19 protein-coding genes are annotated in these 24,041 nt (G+C 66.2%); 6 read left to right on the forward strand and 13 right to left on the reverse strand.

The window, feature by feature from the left end; genetic code table 11:
* Positions 1-36: 36 nt before the first annotated feature.
* The 3 genes from AB4Z10_RS24270 to AB4Z10_RS24280 all read left to right on the forward strand — a co-directional run bounded on the left by AB4Z10_RS24270 (position 37) and on the right by AB4Z10_RS24280 (position 3,936).
* Positions 37-579 carry a Fur family transcriptional regulator gene (locus AB4Z10_RS24270; RefSeq protein WP_441472970.1) on the forward strand — a complete coding sequence of 181 codons (543 nt, stop codon included), beginning with the start codon at positions 37-39 and terminating at the stop codon, positions 577-579.
* Between the two features lie 38 nt (positions 580-617).
* Positions 618-1,892, forward strand: coding sequence for a flavodoxin-dependent (E)-4-hydroxy-3-methylbut-2-enyl-diphosphate synthase (ispG, locus tag AB4Z10_RS24275; RefSeq protein ID WP_441472971.1), 1,275 nt, complete (start codon positions 618-620; stop codon positions 1,890-1,892).
* A gap of 79 nt (positions 1,893-1,971) precedes the next feature.
* On the forward strand, positions 1,972-3,936 hold the full coding sequence (locus tag AB4Z10_RS24280) for a potassium transporter Kup (RefSeq protein ID WP_441472972.1): 1,965 nt from the start codon (positions 1,972-1,974) through the stop codon (positions 3,934-3,936).
* 146 nt (positions 3,937-4,082) lie between these two features.
* On the opposite strand, the gene AB4Z10_RS24285 is transcribed toward AB4Z10_RS24280, so the two are convergent.
* From AB4Z10_RS24285 to AB4Z10_RS24305, 5 genes are all read right to left on the reverse strand, one after another.
* Positions 4,083-5,006, reverse strand: coding sequence for a DMT family transporter (locus AB4Z10_RS24285; RefSeq protein ID WP_441472973.1), 924 nt, complete (start codon positions 5,004-5,006; stop codon positions 4,083-4,085).
* A 96-nt stretch (positions 5,007-5,102) separates the two neighbouring features.
* A complete protein-coding gene (locus tag AB4Z10_RS24290; protein WP_441472974.1) occupies positions 5,103-5,585 on the reverse strand; it encodes a MarR family winged helix-turn-helix transcriptional regulator in 483 nt (160 codons plus the stop codon).
* Positions 5,586-5,687: 102 nt separating this feature from the next.
* Positions 5,688-6,269 carry an NAD(P)H-dependent oxidoreductase gene (locus tag AB4Z10_RS24295; protein WP_441472975.1) on the reverse strand — a complete coding sequence of 194 codons (582 nt, stop codon included), beginning with the start codon at positions 6,267-6,269 and terminating at the stop codon, positions 5,688-5,690.
* Between the two features lie 163 nt (positions 6,270-6,432).
* Positions 6,433-7,857 carry an FAD-binding oxidoreductase gene (locus AB4Z10_RS24300; protein WP_441472976.1) on the reverse strand — a complete coding sequence of 475 codons (1,425 nt, stop codon included), beginning with the start codon at positions 7,855-7,857 and terminating at the stop codon, positions 6,433-6,435.
* Between the two features lie 135 nt (positions 7,858-7,992).
* Positions 7,993-9,321, reverse strand: a complete 1,329-nt coding sequence (locus AB4Z10_RS24305) for a cytosine deaminase (protein WP_441472977.1) — start codon at positions 9,319-9,321, stop codon at positions 7,993-7,995.
* A 193-nt stretch (positions 9,322-9,514) separates the two neighbouring features.
* Between AB4Z10_RS24305 and folD the strand changes: the two genes are divergently transcribed.
* Positions 9,515-10,375, forward strand: coding sequence for a bifunctional methylenetetrahydrofolate dehydrogenase/methenyltetrahydrofolate cyclohydrolase FolD (gene folD, locus AB4Z10_RS24310; protein WP_441472978.1), 861 nt, complete (start codon positions 9,515-9,517; stop codon positions 10,373-10,375).
* A gap of 119 nt (positions 10,376-10,494) precedes the next feature.
* On the opposite strand, the gene lpdA is transcribed toward folD, so the two are convergent.
* Entirely contained in the window at positions 10,495-11,895 is a 1,401-nt protein-coding gene (gene lpdA, locus AB4Z10_RS24315) for a dihydrolipoyl dehydrogenase (RefSeq protein WP_441472979.1), read from the reverse strand.
* 225 nt (positions 11,896-12,120) lie between these two features.
* Here lpdA and AB4Z10_RS24320 point away from each other — a divergent pair, with 225 nt between their 5' ends.
* The gene (locus tag AB4Z10_RS24320; RefSeq protein ID WP_441472980.1) at positions 12,121-13,782 is read left to right on the forward strand and encodes an L-lactate permease; all 1,662 of its coding nucleotides are present in this window, start codon (positions 12,121-12,123) and stop codon (positions 13,780-13,782) included.
* 400 nt (positions 13,783-14,182) lie between these two features.
* Here AB4Z10_RS24320 and AB4Z10_RS24325 read toward each other — a convergent pair whose 3' ends face one another.
* The 5 genes from AB4Z10_RS24325 to sucC form a co-directional block, all read right to left on the reverse strand.
* A complete protein-coding gene (locus AB4Z10_RS24325; protein ID WP_441472981.1) occupies positions 14,183-14,599 on the reverse strand; it encodes a VOC family protein in 417 nt (138 codons plus the stop codon).
* Between the two features lie 40 nt (positions 14,600-14,639).
* Positions 14,640-15,866 carry a 2-oxoglutarate dehydrogenase complex dihydrolipoyllysine-residue succinyltransferase gene (gene odhB / locus AB4Z10_RS24330; RefSeq protein WP_441472982.1) on the reverse strand — a complete coding sequence of 409 codons (1,227 nt, stop codon included), beginning with the start codon at positions 15,864-15,866 and terminating at the stop codon, positions 14,640-14,642.
* 125 nt (positions 15,867-15,991) lie between these two features.
* A complete protein-coding gene (locus AB4Z10_RS24335; RefSeq protein WP_441472983.1) occupies positions 15,992-18,949 on the reverse strand; it encodes a 2-oxoglutarate dehydrogenase E1 component in 2,958 nt (985 codons plus the stop codon).
* A 196-nt stretch (positions 18,950-19,145) separates the two neighbouring features.
* On the reverse strand, positions 19,146-20,030 hold the full coding sequence (gene sucD, locus AB4Z10_RS24340; protein ID WP_441472984.1) for a succinate--CoA ligase subunit alpha: 885 nt from the start codon (positions 20,028-20,030) through the stop codon (positions 19,146-19,148).
* Between the two features lie 9 nt (positions 20,031-20,039).
* Positions 20,040-21,236 carry an ADP-forming succinate--CoA ligase subunit beta gene (gene sucC, locus AB4Z10_RS24345; RefSeq protein ID WP_441472985.1) on the reverse strand — a complete coding sequence of 399 codons (1,197 nt, stop codon included), beginning with the start codon at positions 21,234-21,236 and terminating at the stop codon, positions 20,040-20,042.
* Positions 21,237-21,409: 173 nt separating this feature from the next.
* Between sucC and AB4Z10_RS24350 the strand changes: the two genes are divergently transcribed.
* The gene (locus AB4Z10_RS24350) at positions 21,410-22,048 is read left to right on the forward strand and encodes a 2OG-Fe(II) oxygenase (RefSeq protein WP_441472986.1); all 639 of its coding nucleotides are present in this window, start codon (positions 21,410-21,412) and stop codon (positions 22,046-22,048) included.
* Positions 22,049-22,110: 62 nt separating this feature from the next.
* Here AB4Z10_RS24350 and mdh read toward each other — a convergent pair whose 3' ends face one another.
* Complete coding sequence (mdh, locus tag AB4Z10_RS24355) at positions 22,111-23,076, reverse strand: malate dehydrogenase (protein ID WP_441472987.1); 966 nt, start codon at positions 23,074-23,076, stop codon at positions 22,111-22,113.
* Between the two features lie 313 nt (positions 23,077-23,389).
* Positions 23,390-23,989: a TetR/AcrR family transcriptional regulator gene (locus tag AB4Z10_RS24360; RefSeq protein WP_441472988.1), complete on the reverse strand. Its 600-nt coding sequence runs from the start codon at positions 23,987-23,989 to the stop codon at positions 23,390-23,392.
* Between the last annotated feature and the right edge of the window lie 52 nt (positions 23,990-24,041).

Genomic DNA, 24,041 nt, shown 5'->3' on the forward strand with positions numbered 1-24,041 from the left:
ACTCGCAAGTTGCCCGATGACTCTTTGCAACGCAACATGACGAAAATGCAGCCAAACGCGCATACGCATGACAACCATGTGCATCATACGCATGACGGAGATTGTCGCCATGCGGAGGATCATCGCCGCCACGCCGCCGAGGCGCTGGCGCGCGCCGAGCGGATCTGCCGCGAGCGCGGTCTTCGCCTCACTCCGATCCGGCGGCAGGCGCTGGAAGCGCTCCACGCGGACCATCGTCCGGTCGGCGCCTACGACCTCGCTGACCGCATTTCGCCGAAAGGCGGGCGGCGCCTCGCCCCGATCTCGATCTACCGCGCTCTCGATTTTCTCGTCGAGCAGGGTTTCGTCCATCGCCTCTCCTCGAAGAACGCCTATGTCGCCTGCCTTCACGGCCATGGCGCGAACGAGGTCGTAGCCTTCCTGATCTGCGAGGTCTGCGGCGGCGTCGATGAGGATTCCTCGCCCGCCATGAAGAAAGCGGTGGCGGCCATCGCCGAAACCCGGCAATTCTCGCCCTCTCATCAAATGGTCGAGATCGTCGGCCGCTGCGAGCATTGCCGGAACGCCGCTTCGTCATGAGGCTGTCAGAAACCATGAAAACGCTCTAGAGCAGCCGCATGAATGAGCGCGCCTTCTCCCATCTGACCCCGGAACGCGCCGGCCCGCTCGCCCGGCAGCTCACCGTGCCGGTCAAGGTCGGCCACGTCGTCGTCGGCGGCGGCGCGCCGATCGTCGTGCAGTCGATGACTAACACCGACACGGCCGATATCGCGGCTACGGTGGCCCAGGTCGCCGCGCTCGCGCGGCAAGGTTCGGAGCTGGTGCGCATCACCGTCGACCGCGACGAGGCCGCTGCCGCCGTGCCGAAGATCCGCGAGCGGCTCGACCGCATCGGCGTCGATGTGCCGCTGGTCGGCGACTTCCACTATATCGGCCACAAGCTGCTGGCCGATCATCCGGCCTGTGCCGAGGCGCTGGCGAAGTACCGGATCAACCCCGGCAATGTCGGCTTCAAGGACAAGAAGGACAAGCAGTTCGCCCAGATCGTCGAGATGGCGATCCGGCACCGCAAGCCCGTCCGCATCGGCGCCAACTGGGGCTCGCTCGACCAGGAGCTGCTCACCGCCCTGATGGACGAGAACGCCCGTGCCCAGCGCCCGCTCGATGCCCGCGCCATCATGCGCGAGGCCATGGTGCAGTCGGCACTGCTCTCGGCGGAGCGTGCCGAGGAGCTCGGCCTCGCCCGCGAATACATCATCCTGTCGGCCAAGGTATCGGGCGTGCAGGACCTGATCACCGTCTACCGCATGCTGGCGAGCCGGGCGAACTACGCCATCCATCTCGGCCTGACCGAAGCCGGCATGGGCTCGAAGGGCATTGTCTCCTCCTCGGCCGCGCTCGGCATCCTGCTGCAGGAAGGCATCGGCGACACCATCCGCTATTCGCTGACGCCGGAGCCGGGCGGCGACCGCACGCTCGAGGTCAAGACGGCGCAGGAACTGCTCCAGACCATGGGTTTCCGCGCCTTCGTGCCGCTCGTCGCGGCCTGCCCCGGCTGCGGGCGCACGACGTCGACCGTGTTCCAGGAGTTGGCGCGCGACATCCAGAACTGGATTTCGAGCTCCATGCCGGAATGGAAGACGCGCTACCCCGGCGTGGAGAACCTCAACGTCGCGGTGATGGGTTGCATCGTCAACGGCCCCGGCGAGTCGAAGCACGCCGATATCGGCATCTCGCTCCCGGGAACCGGCGAGGCGCCGACCGCGCCGGTCTTCGTCGACGGCAAGAAGGTCGCCACCCTCAGGGGCGCCGGCATTGCGGAGGAGTTCAAGACCATGGTCGCGAGCTATGTCGAGCGGCGCTTCGGTGCCGGGCTCGGCGCCTCCAACTGAACCCTGCCTTTGCGCGCCGTTCGCATTATGCTAGAGCCCCCGGCCTTTCGCTGCACCGCAGCGTGTGCGGAGATCCCTGATGGGGCATGAGAAGCCGAATCCTGCGACCGTCCGGCCAGAGGATTCCCGTTTCGGACTCGACGATGGCCAAGGCCAGGCTGCGAGCCAGGGACACGGCAGGACCGGCTTCGCCGCTCTGGCTTTGGGCGCGCTCGGCGTCGTCTATGGCGATATCGGCACGAGTCCGCTCTATGCGCTTCGCGAAACGATCCTCGCCGCGACCGGCGGACAGGAGAACGTCACGGTTCCGCCGACCGTCGTGATCGGCGTCCTCTCGCTGATCCTGTGGTCGCTCGTCGTCGTCGTGACGCTGAAATATGTCGTGCTGCTGATGCGGGCCGACAACAATGGCGAAGGCGGCATCCTGACCCTCGTCGCGCTCGCCCAGCGCAGCCTCGGCCGGGCGCGCAGCCATGTCGCGCTGCTGCTCGGCATGATCGGCGCCGGCCTGTTCTACGGCGACACCGTCATCACCCCCGCCATCTCGGTGCTCTCGGCGATCGAGGGCGTCAAGCTGATCACCCCGGCCCTCGACGATTACATCCTCTGGATCGCCTCGGTGATCCTGATCGGCCTTTTCGTGATGCAGAGCCACGGCACCCATCGCGTCGCGACCTTCTTCGGCCCGATCATGCTGGTCTGGTTCCTGACGCTGGCCGGGCTCGGCATCTACCACATTGCCGACGATCTCAGCGTTTTCCGCTCGATCAACCCCTACTACGCCCTGCTGTTCTTCCGCGACCACGCCGGCGTCTCGCTCGCCGTGCTCGGTTCGGTCTGTCTGGCCGTGACGGGTGCCGAAGCGCTCTATGCCGATATGGGCCATTTCGGCCGCGGCCCGATCCGTGGCGCCTGGCTCTACGTCGTCTTTCCGGCGCTGTGGCTGAACTATCTCGGCCAGGGCGCGCTGATCCTGTCCGACCCGAGCGCCATCGACAACCCGTTCTATCGCCTCGCGCCGCAGGGCCTGCTGCTGCCCTTCGTCATCATGGCGACGGTGGCGACCATCATCGCTAGCCAGTCGGTCATCACCGGCGCCTTCTCGCTGACGCGGCAGGCGATTCAGCTCGGCCTGCTGCCGCGCATGGAGATCCGCCACACCTCCGAGCAGACCTCGGGCCAGATCTACGTGCCGCGCGTCAACCTGCTGCTGCTCGTCGTCGTGCTGATCCTGGTCTGGTCGTTCCGCACCTCCTCCAGCCTGTCGCACGCCTACGGCATCTCGGTCTTCGGCACGATGGTGGTCTCTTCCCTGCTCGCCGCCATCGTCATCCGCCGCCACTGGGGCTGGAGCCTGCCGGCCACCGCCGCGCTCATCCTCCCCTTCCTGCTGGTCGACGTCTCGTTCTTCTCGGCCAACATGCTGAAGCTGTTCCACGGCGGCTATGTGCCGGTGCTGCTCGCTATGGCGCTGACGCTGGTGATGTGGACCTGGATGCGCGGCACCAAGATCCTGTTCGACAAGACCCGCAAGACCGACGTGCCGCTGCTCGAGCTCGTCACCATGCTGTCGAAGAGCCCGCCGGCCCGGGTGAAGGGCATGGCAGTCTTCCTGACCAGCGACCCTGAGACGGCGCCGGCCTCGCTCCTGCACAACCTCAAGCACAACAAGGTCCTGCACGAGCGCAACGTCGTCCTGACCGTGCGCTCGGCCGACACCCCGCGCGTGCCCGAGGAAGAGCGCGTGCGCCTCGCCCGCATCACCGACGACTTCTGGCGGGTCGACATGGTCTATGGCTACATGGAAAGCCCGAACGTGCCCAAGGGCCTCGCCATGCTGCGCAAGCAGGGCTTCAAGTTCGACATCATGTCGACCTCGTTCTTCCTGTCGCGCCGCTCGATCAAGCCCTCGCCGCAATCCGGCATGCCGATCTGGCAGGACAATCTCTTCATCGGGCTGACCAAGAGCGCGACCGACGCGACGGACTTCTTCCAGATCCCGACCGGCCGCGTCGTCGAGGTCGGCACGCAGGTCACGGTCTGAACGGCTCCGCCGCCTCCAAAGGGGGCGTCATGCTCGGGCATGCCCCGAGCATCTCGTGGTCCAGAAGGGGTGATTTACCCGCGCTTCTCTTTCATGGAGATTCTCGGGTCGTCGCTGGCGCGCCGCCCGAGAATGACCCTGCAATCTCAATCCAGCCGTGCCGAAGCCGCTTCCTCCGGCACATGCCGCACACGCTCGCGATAGAGCAGATAGAGGCCCGAGGCGATGACGATCCCGGCGCCGGCAAAGGTCCAGCGATCCGGCCACTGGCCGAAGACGAGCCAGCCGAGCAGCACCATCCAGACGATCTGCGAGTAGATGAACGGCGCCAGCACCGTGGCCGGTGCGAGCCGATGCGCCAGGATCAGCAGCCAGTGGCCGAAGCCGCCGAGCACGCCGACCAGGACCATCAGCAGCCAGGGCAGCAGCCCCTGCGGCGTCTCCCAGATCCAGGGCAGCAGCGGAACCGTGGCGAGCGTTCCGGCGGCGCCGGAATAGATCATCGTCGTTTCCGAAGAATCATGGGCCGAGAGCACGCGGGTCGACAGCGCGTAGAAGGCGAAGCAGAAGCAGCCGAGCACGCTGAGCAGCGCGGCCGGATGCATGCCGCCGATGCCCGGCCGCGTCACCACCAGCACGCCGAGAAAGCCGACGGCGATCGCCACCAGCCGGCGTGGGCCCGGCCATTCGCCGAGGAGCGGCCCGGAGACCAGCGCCACGAGAAACGGCGCCGCGAACATGATCGAAATCGTCTCGGCCAGCTGGAGATAGCGCAGGGCGATGAAATTCAGCGCGGTCGAGGCGAGCAGGAGCAGCGAGCGCCCCCATTGCAACCAGGGGCGCTTGGTCCGCAGCACGCCGGGATGCGTCCACGGATTGATCAGGGCGAAGACCAGGATCATGCTGCCGGCGTAGCGCGCGAACACCACCTGCAGCGGGTTCATCGACTGCCCCAGCCATTTCGCGCTGGCATCGAGCATCGAGAACAGCAGGACGGCCACGCCCATCAGGCCTATGGCCGCGAGCCGGGCTCGCCCCGCTTCGGAAGAGGCCTCGGATGGCAGGGGCACGTCCGGTTTCGCCATGCTCTGGAGGAATGACAAAACCAGATTGAACCGATTTAGACGCCTTCGCCAGTGCAGGAGCGCATGCGCTCCATGCAGAAATCAGGCGTCGCTATCGGCCTCGTCGATATCGCTGTCCGGATCGTCGTGATCGGCGCCGGCCTTGGACAGGCCTTTCGCCGCCTTGCGCAGCAGCTTGCGCAGCTGCTTGCGCTCCTTGCCGTCGAGCTTGTCGAGAAGTTCCTCCTCGACGTCGTTCCAGACGGCATCGAGCTCGATTGCTGTCTTCTGCCCGGCTTCCGTTAGGGCAACCTGGACCAGTCGGCCGTCACGGTTGCCGCCTTCGCGCGTCACCAGCCCCTGCAGCGACAACCGCCCGATCGTCTTCGACACGGTCGGCGGCTTCACGCGCAGCAGCGAGGCGAGCTCGCCCATCGTCATCGGCGCCGGTTGCAGCGCCTTCAGCGCCTGCTCCTGCCCTGGAAACAGGCCGAGCCCGTTCAGCCTCTCGCCCATCCGCGACCGATGCAGCCGGGCGGTGACGAGCAGGGCACGGCCGACGCTTTTCTCGATTGCCTTGGTCATAGGTCGATCCTTCGGGCCGATCCTTGGACGGATAAGCAGACGCTTCGCCGGCTGCGTAATCGCGCGCGAACATGACAGACAGATGACAATCCGATGTCAGAGCTAAAACACTGTCAGCTTCGTGGCGACTTTTTGCAGGAATGCCCCCCGGCTCTCCACGGTCGAGAGATTCATCTCATAATGAGCCAGATAAGTCGTGCGCGCCAGCGGATGGCAAACGGCGCGCAGCGCCCGGCAAACGGCCTTGCGCGGCGGATCGCCCACCAGAAAGGCGCGCCAGCGCGAGCCGCCATAGCTCGTCACAGCCGCAAGCCTGCGGATATTGTGGAGCGCGGGCTGAGCCTTTCCGTCGACCATCTTGAACGAGACGCCGGGCAGGAAGACCCGGTCGAGGAAACCCTTCAGGATCGCCGGGTAGCCGAAGTTCCAGACCGGAAAGCACAGCACCAGAGCCTCTGCGGCCCTGACGCGCTCGACATAGCCGGCAACCGGCAATGTGTTGCTGGCTGTGTCGTGATAGCCGCGGCGCTCGCCGCAGCTCAGCACCGGGTCGAAGCCTTCCGCGTAGAGATCGCAATCGTCGACCTCATGCCCCGCCCGCTGCAGCGTCGCGACCACCGTTTGATGGACCGCGGCACCGAAGCTTTCCGGAACCGGATGGGCATAGAGGACGAGCACGCGCATGGCTGAGGCCTCCGTTCGACCATTTGTCGAGCCCTCATCCTGAGGAGCCGCGAAGCCGCGTCTCGAAGGATGCTTAATGAGGCTCCGGAACCGTCTCGATCATCCTTCGAGACGCAGCCTGCGGCTGCTCCTCAGGACGAGGGCTGAAGCTTCAAAAGATCTCTTAGCCGACACCGGCCTCGGCGAGGCTGCGGAACAGGAAGGTCTTGCCCGAGCGGTAATCGTAGCTCGGATCCTCCCAGGCGATCATCTTGCCGGGGTTGAGCAGGCCCTGCGGATCGGCCTCCCGCTTGAAGGCGAGCTGCGTCTCGTCGGTCTGCTTCATGCCGCCCTCCTCCAGCGTATAGCGGTGCGGGTTGAAGATCGGCGCGCCCATCTCCTCGTGAACAGCGATGATCTCCTCCAGCCGCTCCTCGGTGGTGAAACGGATGAGCGGCAGGCCGAAGCAGGTGATCTTGCCGTCGAAGCGCACGAATTCGAGATGGCAGGTCACCTCGTCGCCGAAGCGGGCATGGATCCTGTCGACGAGATCGACCTGGTTCGGGAAGGGGTAGAGCACCTGCAGATAGGTGATCACGGGATCGACGCGCAAAGCCCTGAGCGTCGTGTGGTTCCAGCCGAGCTCATAGGCCGGCGGCAGGCCCTTGGCATCCTCGGGCGCGAGCTTGTCGGTGCGCAGCAGCAGCTCCGCCCCCTTGAAGCGGCGCGCATAGGCGCAGAGCGCATCCACCGCGAAATCGGCGGCCATGACGATGACGAGATGGCTGTCGCGCGGCAGGAACTTGCGGTGGCGCAGGAAGTAATCGTGCGGAGCGGGCGCAGCCACGACGCAGAGGTTCTTGAGCGCGAGCCCGTCCTGTTCGCCAACGGAATTGGCGAATTCGGTCGCGGCACGCAGGCTCTCGAAACCGATTATGACGTCGACCCAGTTATAGGCCGGCCCCAGCGGCATCTCGACCTCGGTGATGATGCCGTTGGTGCCATAGGCATGGGCGACCTTGTGCAGATCCTCGCCGGAGAATTCGAGGATGCGCGGGCTTGCCTCCATCGTCGCGACCTTGAGCCGGATGATGTTGCCCCAGTCGCGCAGACCGCCCCATTTGATCGAGCCGACGCCGCCGGAGCCGCCGGCGATGAAGCCGCCGATCGAGGCCGTCTGGTAGGTCGAGGGGTGCAGGCGCAGTTCCTGCCGCGAATGCGCGCGCGTCTCGTCGTCGATGCGGGCCATGATCGCGCCGGGCTCGGCGACATAGCGGCCGGCAGCAATCTCCTTGACCTTGTTGAAGCCGGAGAGGTCGAGCAGAACGCCGCCGGAGAGCGGCATCGCCTGGCCGTAATTGCCCGTGCCGGTGCCGCGCGGCGTGACGGGAATGCCGAGTTCGTGGCAGGCGGCGAGAACCTGCAGAACCTGCGCCTCGCTCGTCGGCGAGACGACGATGTCGGCCACGACATGATCGAGCTGGCGCTTCAGCACCGGCGAGTACCAGAAGAAATCCCGGCTCTTCTGCTTCACCAGCGCCGGGTTCTCTTCGGTGCGGATGCCACTGATGCGGGTCTTCAGCGTGGCGATGTCGTAGCGTTCGGTCATGCGAGGCGTTCCTGTGGCGTCATGCTCGCCCTTGTGGGGAGCATCCACGTCTTGAACACCGCCCGCGACGGAGGAAGACGTGGATGGTCGGCACAAGGCCGACCATGACGGGAAAGGTCATGGCGGGAAAAGTCGTCACTTGGCGCTCGCCATCAGATGGTCGAGTTCGCGGTAGTCCGGCAGCGTCCGGTCGATCGGCTTGCCCGCGACCAGCACGGTACGGTCGGCCTGCGGCCGGGAGAAGAGTTCTGTCCAGTCGCGTGCCCGCGTCAGGATGAGGTCGGCGGTCGCCCCGACAGCGATGACGCCGGTATCCCGCAGCCCCATCGCCGCAGCCGGGCTGCGCGCCACGGCGTTGGCCCAATCCGGCCCGGAATGGTCGAGCTGAAGGATACGCGTGCCTTCGCGCAGCACCTCGACGAGGTCGAGATCGCCATAGGCATAGAACGGGTCGCGCGTATTGTCGGAGGCGATCATCACCGGCACGCCGGCCGCCTTCAGCTCATGCAGGGCGGCGACACCGCGCCAGCGCGGCGTGCGACCGGGTTGCCGGTCCTGCAGGTACATGTTGCACATCGGCAGCGAGACCACGGCGATGCCGGCCTCGCGCAGCTTGGCGATGATGCGCGCCTCGTCCTCCGGCCCATGCAGGCTGAGCGAGCAGCAATGCCCGCAGAGGATGCGACCGGTGAAGCGATGGCGCAGCGCCGCATCCGCGATGTGCTCCAGCGAGCGCGCCGCCGGGTCGTTGGTCTCGTCGACATGGAAATCGAGGTCGAAGCCGTTCTCGATCGCCGCCTGGAACAGGATGTCGAGCGCCCGGTCGAGCTCCGGGATCATGTAGGTGACGCAGCCGAGCAGACCGTCGCCATGCGCCTTCACCGCGGCGATCACCGCCGCCATATGCGCCGGATCGAGCGCGGCGTCGGCGCCGAACAGCGGCGACGCCTGCAGCGCGATGCGCCCCGCCCATTCCGCCCGAACCTCGGCATAAACCGGCCAGGAGATACCGATCTGCTTGCCCAGCGAGTCGAGATGGGTGCGCAACGCCGCCGTGCCGTGAGCGAAAGCGGTGCGCAGCGAGAAATCCATCCGCGTCCGCACATCCCCGGCGGACCAGTTCGCCTCGCGGTCGGCCCCGACGGTTTCGAGCGCCCCCGGAAAGGTGCCGTCCGGGTTGGGGCTGCGCGGCCAGATATGGCCCTTGTCGATATGAGTATGGCAGTCGACCAAGCGCGGCAGCACGATGCCGCCGTCGAGATCGAGGCTCGGCGCCGTCCCCGTCGCCACCGCGCCAACGGGCTCGATCGCCTCGATGCGGCCATCGGTAATGGCGAGATCCACCCGCGCCAGCCCATGGCGGTCGGCGGCGATGTCGGCGCCCTCGATCAGGCAGGCAGGGATACGCAGATCGGTGAGGCGGAAGGCCGGCGCGTCGGGCAAGCGGGCGAAACCAGTCGTCACGTTGTCCTTGCCCCTTCCGCTCACAGCCTGTGCGGGTTCGTCGATACCGGGCTGCCCGTAAGCCCGCAAGCCACGCCGGCCGCTCCTCCCCCGCCGATGGCGCCTGGCGCCATGCGAGCGTCGCATTCGGACTTGTCCGGGGCGGCCGGATCGCGCATGACGGCGGCGTCATCACCAAGAACGAGGTCGGACCATGACCGGCGAAGCCCGCATCATCGACGGCAAAGCCGCCGCCGCCGCGCTCAGGGCCGAGATCGGCCGCGAGGTAGCAGCGATCAAGGCGATCAGCGGACTCGTGCCGGGCCTCCATGTCGTCCTCGTCGGCGAGGATCCGGCGAGCAAGGTCTATGTCGCGTCGAAGGAAAAGCTCGCCGTCGAAGTCGGCATGAACTCGGTGGCCCACCGGCTGCCGGCTGAGACGAGCGAAGCGGAATTGCTCGCCAAACTGGCCGAGCTGAACGCCGACGACGGCGTCGATGGCATCCTCGTCCAGCTGCCGCTGCCCAAGCATATCGACACCGGCCGCATCATCGACGCCATCGATCCCGCCAAGGATGTCGACGGGCTGCACCCGATCAATGCCGGCCTGCTCGCCGGCGGCAAGAACGGGCTGGTGCCCTGCACGCCGCTCGGCTGCATGCTCCTGCTGAGGCAGACGCTGCCGTCGCTGTCCGGGCTCGACGCCGTGGTGATCGGCCGCTCGGAGCTGGTCGGCCGTCCGGTCGCGCAGTTGCTGCTCCAGGCCGACTGCACCGTCACCATCGCCCATTCGCGCACGCGCGACCTCCCCGGCGTCATCAGCCGCGCCGACATCGTCGTCGCGGCGGTCGGCCGCCCGCGCATGATCAAGGGCGACTGGATCAAGCCCGGCGCCACCGTGATCGATGTCGGCATCAATCGCCTGCCCGACGGCAAGCTGACCGGCGATGTCGACTTCACTGACGCGGTGAAGGTCGCGGGCGCCATCACCCCGGTCCCCGGCGGCGTCGGCCCGATGACCATCGCCTGCCTGCTCAAGAACACGCTGACGGCGTTCCACGCCTGGCGGGGATAATTGTTTCCAGCCGTCATGGTCGGCCTTGAGCCGACCATCTCGGAAACCAGTGTTCTCTCTCGTCACGAGATTCTCGGGTCGAAGCGATGCTTCGCCCGAGAATGACGCAGACGCGTCGATCACATATGGATCTGGCGCTTCTCCACCGCCATCGCGGCTTCCTTCACGGCCTCGGCCAGCGTCGGATGCGCATGGCAGGTGCGGGCGAGGTCTTCCGACGAGCCGCCGAACTCCATCAGCACCGTCACTTCGGCGATCAGGTCGCCGGCATGCGGGCCGATGATGTGGCAGCCGAGCACGCGGTCGGTCGCCGCATCGGCCAGCACCTTCACGAAGCCGTCGGTGTGGCGGATGGCGCGGGCGCGGCCGTTCGCCGTGAACGGGAACTTGCCGATCTTGTAGGCGACGCCGGCAGCCTTGAGCTCTTCCTCGGTCTTGCCGATCGCGGCGACTTCGGGGGCGGTGTAGACGATGCCCGGAATGGCGTCGTAGTTCACATGGCCCGCCTTGCCGGCGATGATCTCGGCGACCGCGACGCCCTCATCCTCGGCCTTGTGCGCCAGCATCGGCCCGCGCACCACGTCGCCGATGGCATAGATGCCCGCGACATTGGTCTTGAAGTGGTCGTCGATGACGACGCGCCCCCGGTCGGTCGCGACGCCCGCCTGGTCGAGGCCGAGGCCGTCGGTGTTCGGACGGCGGCCGATCGCAACCAGCACGATGTCGGCGTTGAGCGTCCTGGCCTCGCCCCCGGCGGCAGGCTCGACGGTGACGGTCGCGCCGCCCGTCTTGGCCACGTCGACCTTGGTGACCTTGGAGCCCAGCTGGAAGGTGAAGCCCTGCTTCTCCAGGATGCGCTGGAACTGCTTGGCGACCTCGCCATCCATGCCGGGCAGGATGCGGTCAAGGAACTCTACGACGGTGACCTTGGCGCCGAGACGGCTCCAGACCGAGCCGATCTCGAGGCCGATCACGCCGGCGCCGACCACGACGAGTTCCTTCGGAACCGCGCCGATCTCGAGCGCGCCGGTCGAGGTGACCACCGTCTTCTCGTCGATCTCGACGCCCGGCAGCGGCGCCGATTCCGAACCCGTCGCGATGACGATGTTCTTGGTCTCGAGCTCCTGAGCCTTGCCGTCCTCGGCGGTGACGACGACCTTGCCGGCGGCCGGGATCGAGGCCGTGCCGTGGAAGGCGTCGATCTTGTTCTTCTTGAGCAGGAAACCGACGCCGTTGACGTTGGCGTCGATGGTCTCCTGCTTGTGCGCCATCATCGCCTTGAGGTCGAGCTTGGGCGTGCCGACGACGACGCCGAGCTTCTCGAAGGTGTGGCCGGCTTCCTCGAACATCTCGGAGGCGTGCAGCAGCGCCTTGGACGGAATGCAGCCGACGTTCAGGCAGGTGCCGCCATGCGTCTTGCGTTTCTCGACAACGGCGACCTTGAGGCCGAGCTGGGCGGCGCGAATGGCGCAGACATAGCCCCCGGGGCCGGTTCCGATGACGACGAGATCGTAGGCCATGACGTCCTTCCGCTGATCGGCTGAAGACCGCGGGCGAAGGCCGCGGCAGATGGCGGCCGGCATACATCGGTTCTGCGCCTAGCGCTACGGCATTCCTGTGTTGACCGCAGCCGCGGTGCTTGCCGCGGCTCAGGGAGCGGCGCTTACTGCGCCGAACACAACAAAAGGACGAAACGCCATTCGCTGAAATCTCTGCAGATCAGCCCGCTGGAGGGGCACGCCGTCATGTGGAATCAGGTCTATGATCCATTCGGCAACAGCGTCCTGTCGACGCTCGCGGCCGCGCTACCCGTCGTCGTTCTGCTCGGTCTCATCGCATCCAATGCCGTCAAGGCGCATATCGCCGCCGTCATCGCGCTCATCGTCGCCAATCTCGTCGCGATCTTCATCTTCACCATGCCGGCCGGCATGTCGCTGCGCGCCACCCTGCTCGGTGCCGTCACCGGCTTCTTCCCGATCGGCTGGATCGTTCTCAACGTCATCTTCCTCTACCGGCTGACGGTCGAGAAAGGCGCCTTCAAGACCCTGCAGACCACGATCGGCGGCGTCACCGATGACCGGCGCATCCAGCTGCTGCTGATCGCCTTCGCCTTCGGCGCCTTCTTCGAGGGCGCATCCGGCTTCGGCACGCCGGTCGCGGTCACCGGGGCGATCCTGATCGGCCTCGGCTTCTCGCCGCTGGCGGCCTCGGGCCTTTCGCTCATCGCCAATACGGCACCCGTGGCCTATGGCGCGCTCGGCACGCCGATCCAGGGCCTGAGCCAGGTCACCGGCATCGATCCCTTCCTGCTCGGCGCCATGGTCGGGCGGCAGCTCCCGTTCTTCTCGGTGCTGGTGCCGTTCTGGCTGATCTGCGTCTTCGCCGGCTGGCGCGGCATGCTGCAGATCTGGCCGGCAGTCCTCGTCACCGGCATCTCCTTCGCCGTGCCGCAGTTCCTGATCTCGAACTACGTCAATCCCTGGATCGTCGATATCGGCGCTTCGCTGATCTCCATGGCCTGTCTGATCGGCTTCCTCCAGGTCTGGAAGCCGAGGGAGGTCTGGACCTCGCCGAAGCTGCGCGGCCACGACATCTCCGACGACGGGAGCCTTGTCCCGCCCGCTGCCACGACCAGGCCAAGCTCGTCGCAGGTCTGGATGGCGCTGACGCCCTGGATCATCGTCTGCGTCATCCTGCTGATCTGGGGCACGGGCTGGTTCAAGAACGCGGTCAACCCCTGGGCGACGTGGAACTATGCCGTTCCCGATCTGCACAACATGATCAACAAGGTCGCGCCCGTCGCGGCCAGGCCGACACCTGAAGGAGCCGTCTTCTCCTTCACCTGGCTCTCCTATACCGGCTCGGGCATGCTGATCGCTGCGGTCATCTCGGGCTTCGCCCTCGGCTTCGGTCCGCTGAAGATGGCGCAGGTTTATGGCAGGACGCTGAAACTCTGCGCCTACTCGCTGATCACCATCGCCGCGATGCTGGCGATCGGCACCCTGACGCGGCTTTCGGGCATCGACGCCACGCTTGGCCTCGCCTTCGCCGGAACGGGGGTGCTGTATCCCTTCTTCGGCACGATGCTCGGTTGGCTCGGCGTCGCGCTGACGGGCTCCGACACCGCCTCGAACGTGCTCTTCGGCAATCTCCAGAGGGTCACCTCGGAGCAGCTCGGCCTCTCGCCGATCCTGATGGGCGCGGCGAACTCCTCCGGTGGCGTGATGGGCAAGATGATCGACGCCCAATCGATCGTCGTCGCGTCCACGGCAACCGGCTGGTTCGGCCATGAGGGCGTGATCCTGCGCTTCGTCTTCTGGCACTCGATCGTGCTGGCGAGCCTGGTCGGCGGCTTCGTGATGCTGCAGGCCTATGTCCATCCCTTCTCGGCGATGGTCGTGAAATAGGCCGAGCCCGGAGTGAGGTTTCGAGCAGATTGTCGAGTGCCCGCTTGAGACGCCGCGAGACGATATTCGGTTCGCGCGGCTCGTCGCGCGGGCTGACCAGATAGCCCGGTCCGAGATCGGCCGAGGTGCCGGCCTGCAGGACGATCTGGATCAGCAGGAGCAGCACGCTCCAGCCGAGAACGGTGATTTCAGTCGTCATGGGCAATGCGGTCATGGCTCACTCCAGCTGCGGCATCGGACCGAAAAGCGGCTTCCACCTTGTCCGAAGAATCCGCTGCCAGACAAAGAGATAGATCGTCACTCCGCGTTCGACGGGGCGCTTGACGATCCAGCGAGGAGGAGGATGACAGCTTGTTCGGCCCAGGCCAATCCGGGCGGTGGCGCGGCCGCTCAGTATCGGCTACAACGGCGCGTTGAAGGCCCAGACATGGCCGAAGGGATCGCGCAGGCGGCCATAGCGGGCGCCCCAGAACACGTCGCTCGCCGGCATGAACACGTCGGCGCCAGCGGCCTCGGCTTTCGCGAGGGCAGCGTCGACATCGGCCGGCGTGGGCAGGTTGATGTTGATGGCGACGCCCGTGCCCTTCAGGCTCGACGGCGCCATGATGTGGCCGCCGAACTCCGGAAACTCGTCATGCAGCAGGATCTCGCTGCCGAAGAGGGCGAGATTGGCGTGCATCACGCGCTCGCCATCCTCGGCCGCCTGCATGAAGGTGCAGGTTGCGCCGAACGCCTTCTCGTAGAAGGCGATCGCCGCCTTGCCGCCCTTCACGCAAAGGTGCGGTTGCAGCGGCGGGACATTCGGTTGAAAAGCCATGGCCTGTCTCCTCCTGTCCCGCAGCCGCGGGTCTGGTGTCTCAGAGATCGAGCACGAGGCGCGCCGGATCCTCCAGGCCTTCCTTGATGCGGACGAGGAAGGTCACGGCTTCCTTGCCGTCGATGATGCGGTGGTCGTAGCTGACGGCCAGATACATCATCGGGCGGATCTCGATCTTGCCGCCGACCACGACCGGACGCTCCTGGATCTTGTGCATGCCCAGGATCGCCGACTGCGGCGCGTTCAGGATCGGGGTCGACATCAGCGAGCCATAGACGCCGCCGTTCGAGATCGTGAAGGTGCCGCCCTGCATCTCCTCGATCTTGAGCTGGCCGTCACGGGCCTTCTTGCCGAACTCGCCGATCTTCTTCTCGACGCCGGCGATCGAAAGCGCGTCCGCATCGCGCACCACAGGAACGACCAGGCCCTTCTCGGTGCCGACCGCGACGCCGATATGGTAGTAGTTCTTGTAGATGATGTCGGTGCCGTCGATCTCGGCATTGACCGCCGGGATCTCCTTCAGCGCCTGGACGCAGGCCTTCACGAAGAAGCCCATGAAGCCGAGCTTCACGCCGTGCTTCTTCTCGAACACGTCCTTGTACTGGTTGCGCAGCGCCATGACGTTGGTCATGTCGACCTCGTTGAAGGTCGTCAGCATCGCTGCGTTGGACTGGGCCTCCTTGAGGCGGCGCGCGATGGTCTGGCGCAGCTTCGTCATCTTGACGCGCTCTTCGCGGGAGGCGTCGTCCGGCGCCGACGGAGCGCGGACCTGCACCGGAGCCGCCGCCGCAGGCGCAGCGCTGACGCCGGTTGCGATCGCGGCGAGCATGTCGCCCTTGGTCACGCGGCCGTCCTTGCCCGAAGCCGGGACCGACGAGGCGTTGATGCCGCTCTCGGCGGCGAGGCGCGCCACGGCCGGGCCGGAATCCGCGGCCTTGGTCGCAGCCGCCTTCGGGGCCTCGGCGGCCGGAGCAGCAGCGGCGGGCTTGGCCTCCGCCTTCGGAGCGGGCGCCGCAGCGGCGGCAGCACCGCCATCGGCAATCGAGCCGAGCAGCGCGTTGACGCCGACCGTCTCGCCTTCCTTGGCGACGATCTCGCCGAGCACGCCCGCGGCCGGGGCGTTGACCTCGAGCGTCACCTTGTCGGTTTCCAGCTCGACGAGAGGCTCGTCGGCCTTCACCGCCTCGCCCGGCTTCTTGAACCACTTGCCGATCGTGGCCTCGGAAACGGATTCGCCGAGGGTAGGTACGCGGATTTCGGTCGCCATGTCAGGCCTCTGTTGTCTCGTTCTCTGGCGGTCGGTTTGGCATCGGCTGAAGCCCGGGAGCGGCCTTCAGGCGCCGATGCGGCATCGAACCCGGCAACACCGAAGCGGTGTCGCCGGGAGGTTGATCAGGCCGCGAAGGCCTCGTCGAGGAAGGCGTTGAGCTGCGCGGTGTGCTTCGACATCAGGCCGGTCGCGGTCGCGGCCGAGGCCGGACGGCCGACGTAGCGCGGCCGCTTCGACTTGGAGCCGGCATGGCCCAGCACCCATTCGAGATAGGGCTCGACGAAGGTCCAGGAGCCCATGTTCTTCGGCTCCTCCTGGCACCAGACCACATCCGCGGCCTTGAAGCGCGCCAGCTCCTGCGCCAGCGTCTTCAGCGGGAACGGATAGAGCTGCTCGACGCGCATCAGGTAGACGTCGTCGACACCCCGCTTCTCGCGCTCCTCCAGCAGATCGTAATAGACCTTGCCGGTGCAGAGCACGACGCGGCGGATCTTCGCGTCCTTGACCAGCTTGGTGGTCGACTTGCCGCGCTCGGCATCGTCGTGCAGCACGCGGTGGAAGGTCGAGCCTTCGGCCAGTTCGCTCAGGTCGGAGACGCAGCGCTTGTGGCGCAGCAGCGACTTCGGCGTCATCAGGATCAGCGGCTTGCGGAAGTCGCGCTTCAGCTGCCGGCGCAGGATGTGGAAGTAGCTCGCCGGCGTCGAGCAGTTCGCGACCTGCATGTTGTCCTCGGCGCACATCTGCAGGAAGCGCTCGAGCCGGGCGGAGGAGTGCTCCGGACCCTGCCCCTCATAGCCATGCGGCAGCAGGCAGACGAGGCCGGACATGCGCAGCCACTTGCGCTCACCCGAGGAGATGAACTGGTCGAACACGACCTGCGCACCGTTGGCGAAGTCGCCGAACTGCGCCTCCCACATCGTCAGAGCGTTCGGCTCCGACAGGGTGTAGCCGTATTCGAAGCCGAGCACCGCCTCTTCCGAAAGCATCGAGTTGATGACCTCGTAGCGGGCCTGCCCCTCGCGGATATTGTTCAGCGAGGTGTGGCGCGCCTCGGTCTCCTGGTCGATCAGGACGGAATGGCGCTGCGAGAAGGTGCCGCGCTCGCAATCCTGGCCGGAGAGACGGACGGGGTTGCCGTCGAGCAGCAGCGAGCCGAAGGCCAGCGCCTCGGCGGTCGCCCAGTCGATGCCCTCGCCCGCCTCGACCGCCTTCTTGCGGTTGTCGAGGAAGCGCTGGATCGTGCGGTGCACGTTGAAGCCGGCCGGAACCGCCGTGATCTTCTCGGTGATCTCCTTCAGCGTCGCTGCCGGCACGCCAGTGGCACCGCGGCGCGGATCGTCCTCATCGGCGCGGATCGCCTTCATGCCGGCCCAGCGGCCGTCGAGCCAGTCAGCCTTGTTCGGCTTGAAGGCTTGCCCTGCGTCGAACTCGACCTCGAGCTTGGCCTTCCAGGCCGCGCGCATCTCGTCGAGCTCGCCGGCGGCGACCACGCCTTCGGCTTCGAGCTTGGCGCCATAGAGCTCCAGCGTCGTCTTGTGGCCGCGGATCTTGCGGTACATCAGCGGCTGGGTGAAGCCCGGCTCGTCGCCTTCGTTGTGGCCGAAGCGGCGATAGCAGAACATGTCGATCACGACCGGCTTGTGGAACTTCTGCCGGAACTCGATCGCAACCTTGGCGGCGAACACGACCGCCTCCGGATCGTCGCCGTTCACATGGAACACCGGCGCCTCGACCATCTTCGCCACGTCGGACGGATAGGGCGAGGAGCGCGAATAGCGCGGATAGGTGGTGAAGCCGATCTGGTTGTTGATGATGAAATGCAGCGAGCCGCCGGTGCGGTGCCCCTTCAGCCCGGAGAGGCCGAGGCACTCCGCCACGACGCCCTGGCCGGCGAAGGCGGCATCGCCGTGGATCAGCAGCGGCAGCACCTTGGAGCGCTCGACGATGTCGCCGAACTGGTCCTGCTTGGCGCGCACCTTGCCGAGCACGACGGGGTCGACGATCTCGAGATGCGAGGGGTTGGCGGTCAGCGAGACATGGACGTTGTTGCCGTCGAATTCGCGATCGCTGGAAGCACCGAGATGGTACTTCACGTCGCCCGAGCCCTCGACGTCGTCAGGCGCGAAGGAGCCGCCCTTGAACTCGTGGAACAGCGCGCGATGCGGCTTGCCCAGCACCTGGGTGAGCACGTTGAGGCGGCCGCGATGGGCCATGCCGAAGACGATGTCGCGCACGCCGAGCGCGCCGCCGCGCTTGATGATCTGCTCCAGCGCCGGAACCAGCGCCTCGCCGCCATCCAGGCCGAAGCGCTTGGTACCGGTGAACTTCAGATCGAGGAACTTCTCGAAGCCTTCGGTCTCGACGAGCTTGTTGACGATCGCGCGCTTGCCCTCGCGGGTGAAGGCGATCTCCTTGTCCGGCCCCTCGATGCGCTCCTGCAGCCAGGCCTTCTGCTCGGGGTCGGAGATGTGCATGAACTCAATGCCGACCGTGCCGCAATAGGTCCGCTGCAGGATCGCGACCATCTCGCGGACGGTGGCGAACTCCATGCCGAGCACGTTGTCGATGAAGATCTTGCGGTCGAGATCGGCTTCGCCGAAGCCGAAGGCCGCGGGTGACAGCTCCTCGGGGTCGTTGCGGCTCTCGATGCCGAGCGGGTCGAGCTTGGCATGGAGATGGCCGCGCATGCGGTAGGCGCGGATCAGCATGATCGCGCGCACGGAATCGCGGGTCGCCTGCTGGACATCGGCCGGCGAGAGCGCCGTTCCGGCGGCCTTGGCCTTGGCGCCCAGCTTGTCGGAGACGACCTTCTCGACCACGGCCCAGTTGCCGTCGAGCGCCGAGATCAGCTCGCCATTGGCGACCACCGGCCAGTTCGGCTTCTTCCAGGAGGCGCCCTTGGCGTTCTCCAGCACCGACTGCTTGTCGTCCTGCAGCGCCCCGAAGAAGCTCTGCCACTGCTCGTCGACCGACTTCGGATCGGCCTCGTAGCGGGCGTAGAGATCCTCGATGTAAGCCGCGTTGCCGCCGTAGAGGAACCCGGTCTGCGCGAGAGCCTCGTTGATATCCTGGCGAGCCATGATGCTCCTGCCTTCCTTCGCCGCTTGCGACATGTCCGGACCCTTGCCCGGACATCCTGTTCAACCTGTCATGCCCGGAGCCTGCCCCCGGGCATCTGCAATCTGTCGTCATGCCCGAGGCTGGCCCGGGCATTTCCTGGGATTTGGTGGCACGCGATGGCCGGCTCCAGGCCGGCCATCATGCGCGCAGGGCGCCTCAGCCCTTCAACACCTCGACCAAGGTCTTTCCAAGGCGCGCCGGCGAGGGCGAGACCCGGATGCCGGCCGCTTCCATGGCCGCGATCTTGTCTTCGGCGCCGCCCTTGCCGCCCGAGATGATCGCGCCGGCATGGCCCATGCGACGGCCCGGAGGAGCCGTGCGGCCGGCGATGAAGCCGACCATCGGCTTCTTGCGGCCGCGCTTGGCCTCGTCCTTGATGAACTGCGCCGCGTCCTCCTCGGCCGAGCCGCCGATCTCGCCGATCATGACGATCGACTCGGTCTTGTCGTCGGCCAGGAACATCTCGAGCATGTCGATGAACTCGGTGCCCTTGACCGGGTCGCCGCCGATGCCGACCGCAGTGGTCTGGCCGAGGCCCTCGCGGGTGGTCTGGAACACCGCCTCATAGGTCAGCGTGCCCGACCGCGAGACGATGCCGACCGAGCCGGGCTTGAAGATGTTGGCCGGCATGATGCCGATCTTCGACTCGCCTGCCGTGACGACGCCCGGGCAGTTCGGCCCGATCAGCCGCGACTTCGAGCCCGAGAGCGAGCGCTTGACCCTGACCATGTCGAGCACCGGGATGCCCTCGGTGATGCAGATGATCAGCGGGATCTCGGCGTCGATCGCCTCGCAGATCGCGTCCGCGGCGCCCGGAGGCGGAACGTAGACGACGGAGGCGGTGGCGCCAGTCTTCTCCTTGGCTTCGGCGACCGTGTCGAAGACGGGCAGGCCGAGATGGACCGAGCCGCCCTTCCCCGGCGAGGTGCCGCCGACCATGATCGTGCCGTAGGCGATCGCCTGCTCGGAGTGGAAGGTCCCGTTCTTGCCGGTGAAGCCCTGGGTGATGACCTTGGTGTTCTTGTCGATCAGGATGGACATGTCTGCTCCTCAGGCCTTCTTGACCGCTGCGACGATCTTCTGCGCGGCGTCGTCGAGGTCGTCGGCGGGGATGACGTTGAGGCCGGACTCGCGGATGATCGTCTTGCCTTCCTCGACATTCGTGCCTTCGAGGCGGACGACCAGCGGAACCTTGAGACCGACGGCCTTCACCGCCGCGATCACGCCGCGGGCGATGACGTCGCACTTCATGATGCCGCCGAAGATGTTGACGAGGATGCCCTGCACCTTCGGGTCGGCGGTGATGATCTTGAACGCAGCCGTCACCTTCTCTTCCGAGGCGCCGCCGCCGACGTCGAGGAAGTTCGCCGGGCTTTCGCCGTAGAGCTGGATGATGTCGAGCGTCGCCATGGCGAGGCCGGCGCCGTTGACCATGCAGCCGATCGTGCCGTCGAGCGCGATATAGGCGAGGTCGTACTTCGAGGCCTCGATCTCCTTGGCGTCCTCCTCGGTCTCGTCGCGCAGCGCGACGACGTCCGGGTGGCGGTAGAGCGAGTTGGAATCGAAGTTCACCTTCGCGTCGAGGCACTTGATCTGACCCTGCGTGGTCACGATCAGCGGGTTGATCTCGAGCATCGCCATGTCCTTGGCGACGAAGGCGTTGTAGATCTGGGTCAGAACCGTGCCGGCCTGCTTGGCGAGGTCGCCGGTCAGCCCCAGCGCCTTGGCGACGGTGCGGCCGTGGTGCGGCATGATGCCGGTGGCGGGATCGACCGAGAAGGTCAGGATCTTCTCAGGCGTGTCGTGGGCGACGGCCTCGATGTCCATGCCGCCCTCGGTCGAGACGACGAAGGCGATGCGCGAGGTCTCGCGGTCGACCAGCGCCGAGAGGTAGAACTCCTTCTCGATGTCCGAGCCGTCCTCGATATAGAGGCGGTTGACCTGCTTGCCGGCCGGGCCGGTCTGCACGGTCACGAGCGTGTTGCCGAGCATCTCCCTGGCGAAGGTTTCGACCTCCTCGACCGACTTGGCGAGGCGCACGCCGCCCTTGGCCTCGGCGGGCAGTTCCTTGAACTTGCCCTTGCCGCGGCCGCCGGCGTGGATCTGCGACTTCACGACGTAAAGCGGACCCGGCAGCTTCCTGGCGGCCTCGACCGCCTCCGCCACCGTGAGCGCCGGGAAGCCGGCCGAGACGGGCGCGCCGAATTCCTTGAGAATGGCTTTGCCCTGGTATTCGTGGATGTTCATCCGGTAGCTCCTGACTGGGCTTTGGAAAAAGAAGGGCCGGAACCGGGCACCGTACCCCATCTGCAAGACGGCGAAACCCCGGCGCGAGCGGCCCTCGCGGCCGATTGCACGGGCAAGGATTTCGATGATAGGACGGAACAATCAGACTGAAGATCTGATTGGAGGATCAACCTATGCCGATGTCGTATTCCTGCATCAACATCGATTCCGTTCGCTCGGCGCGGACCGAGCGAGAACCCTACAACTACTTGGTGGCCGGCAACGTCATCTTGCCGGGGGCTGTCGACAGCTTGCGCAGCGATTTCCCCGACATCCGCGAGTCGGGCTACCATCCCGAGGAAGACCTCAAGCGGCACGGCGCCTTCGCGAAACTCCTCGAGGAGATGAAGGGCCGCGAGATGTCCGAGATCGTCTCCGAGAAGCTCGACATCGACCTCGTCGACAAGCCGAAGATGATCACGATCCGCAAGATCTCCGCCGCGAAGGATGGACGCATCCATACCGACAGCGAGTCGAAGATCGCGACCCTGCTCGTGTACCTCAACGACGCCTGGCAGGACTCGCCCGCCGGACGCCTGCGGGTGCTCTACAACGGCACCGACTTCGAGAACATGAAGGAGGAGATCAGCCCGGTCACCGGCTCGCTCTTCGCGTTCCGTCGCGCGGACAACTCCTGGCACGGGCACACATCCTTCGTCGGCGAGCGGCGCGTCGTCCAGATGACCTGGCTCAGAAGCCAGGCCGACGTCGAGCGCAAGAAGAGCCGCGGCTCCTTCACCCACCTGGTCAAGAAGGTGCTGCATCTCGGGTGACGGCCGCAGCCGTCCCCCGATAGCCTGCTTCTTATGTGCCTGCGCCCGGCGCATCGCTCGCCTTAGCCAGCCAGCGATGCGTCGACGCCCTTGCAGGCGTCGACCAGGCCCTGCACCGAGGCGACCGACTTCGCCAGCATCTCCTTCTCGGCGCCATTGAGGCGGATCTTCACGACCCGCTCGACACCCTTGGCGCCGATGACCACCGGCACGCCGACGAACATGTCCTTCACGCCGTACTGACCCTTGAGATAGGCGGCGGCCGGCAGGACGCGCTTCTGGTCCTTGAGATAGCTCTCCGCCATCGCGATGGCGGAAGCCGCCGGCGCATAGAAGGCCGAGCCGGTCTTGAGCAGGTTGACGATCTCGCCGCCGCCCTTGCGGGTGCGCTCGACGATGGCGTCCAGCTTCTCCTGCGTCGTCCACTTCATCTTGACGAGGTCCGGCAGCGGGATGCCGGCGACGCCGGAGTAGCGGACCAGCGGCACCATGTCGTCGCCATGGCCGCCGAGCACGAAGGCCGAGACGTCCTTGACCGAAACCTGGAATTCCTCGGCGAGGAAGTGGCGGAAGCGGGCGGAGTCGAGCACGCCGGCCATGCCGCAGATCATGTTCGGCTTGATGCCCGAGAACTTCTGGAGTGCCCAGACCATGGCGTCGAGCGGGTTGGTGATGCAGATCACGAAAGCCTTCGGCGCGTACTGCTTGATGCCCTCGCCGACCGACTTCATCACCTTGAGGTTGATGCCGATCAGGTCGTCGCGGCTCATGCCGGGCTTGCGCGGCACGCCGGCGGTGACGATCACGACGTCGGCGCCCTTGATGTCCTCATAGGAGTTCGTGCCCTTGTAGCCGGCATCAAAGCCGTCGACCGGAGCGGACTCGGCGATGTCGAGGCCCTTGCCCTGCGGGATGCCCTCGGCGATGTCGAACAGGACGACGTCCCCCAGTTCCTTGAGGCCGGCGAGGTGGGCGAGCGTGCCGCCGATCTGACCGGAGCCGATGAGGGCGATCTTCTTACGGGCCATTGCCTAGTCCTTTTGTTTCTGGCGCTACCATCGACACCGGCAGCTGCCGGCTTCGACATCCACAATGCCTTGGCTCAGCGACAGGCCGGTGGCCCGGCCGAAGCGTGCGTTCCTTTGGCCCAAACCGGGCTTTTGCTGCAACCCTTGCCCGAAAAGCGGCTTTTCTCGGGCATTGAGCGCAGATCGGGCGATGGCGCTGCGCCAAGCTCGATTTTTCAACGACTTATCGACGAAGGCTTCGCGCGCTCGGTTCCGTTTGGGACGAAGGAGGAAAGTTACAACTTACTTATATTGTAATTCGTAACCAGATTATTCACACGATACCGCTGCCGAGCACCCGCAGGATCACCCGGATCAGGGTCGACAGCCGCGTATCCACCGAGGCCTGCGGCACGTCCGCTTCCAGCGCCAGCGAGGCGGGGTGGATGAAGCGGTTCGTCGCGTCGATCACGAACGCGACCGCGCGCTCGMGGTCGCGCGGCTCGAAGACGCCCGTTGCGACCCCCTCGTCGACGACGCGCTCGAACAGGGCCCTCACCCGCGTGCGGTTGCGCCGGCTGATGGCATGGCGCTTGGCGACGGCAAGCGACAGCGCCGCGAAGAGATGCGGGTCTTCCTGCAACAGGTCGCGGTTGGCCTTGGCCAGCGCCAGGATCAGCCGTTCGAGTTTATCGTCGGCCGGGTCCGGACCATCGGCGATATCGGCGAGCTTTCGCTCGGTCGCCTTCAGCCAGACGTCGACCACCGCGTCGATCAACGCCACGCGGGAGGGAAAGTAGCGGTAGACATTGGCATGCGTCATGCCCGCCTCTTCCGCCACGGCGACGACGGTGAAGCGCTTCAGCCCGAACTTGCGCAGATGCTCGCTGGCGACCGAAAGGATGCGGGTCTCGCTCGGCTCGCGCTGCGGCATGGGTCAGCGGCTCCCCGGTTTTGGGTTCGCAAGGAAACGCGCCGTCATCCCG

This window comes from Allobosea sp. RAF48, assembly GCF_052114025.1.
In the GTDB taxonomy this organism is placed as follows: Bacteria; Pseudomonadota; Alphaproteobacteria; order Rhizobiales; family Beijerinckiaceae; genus Allobosea.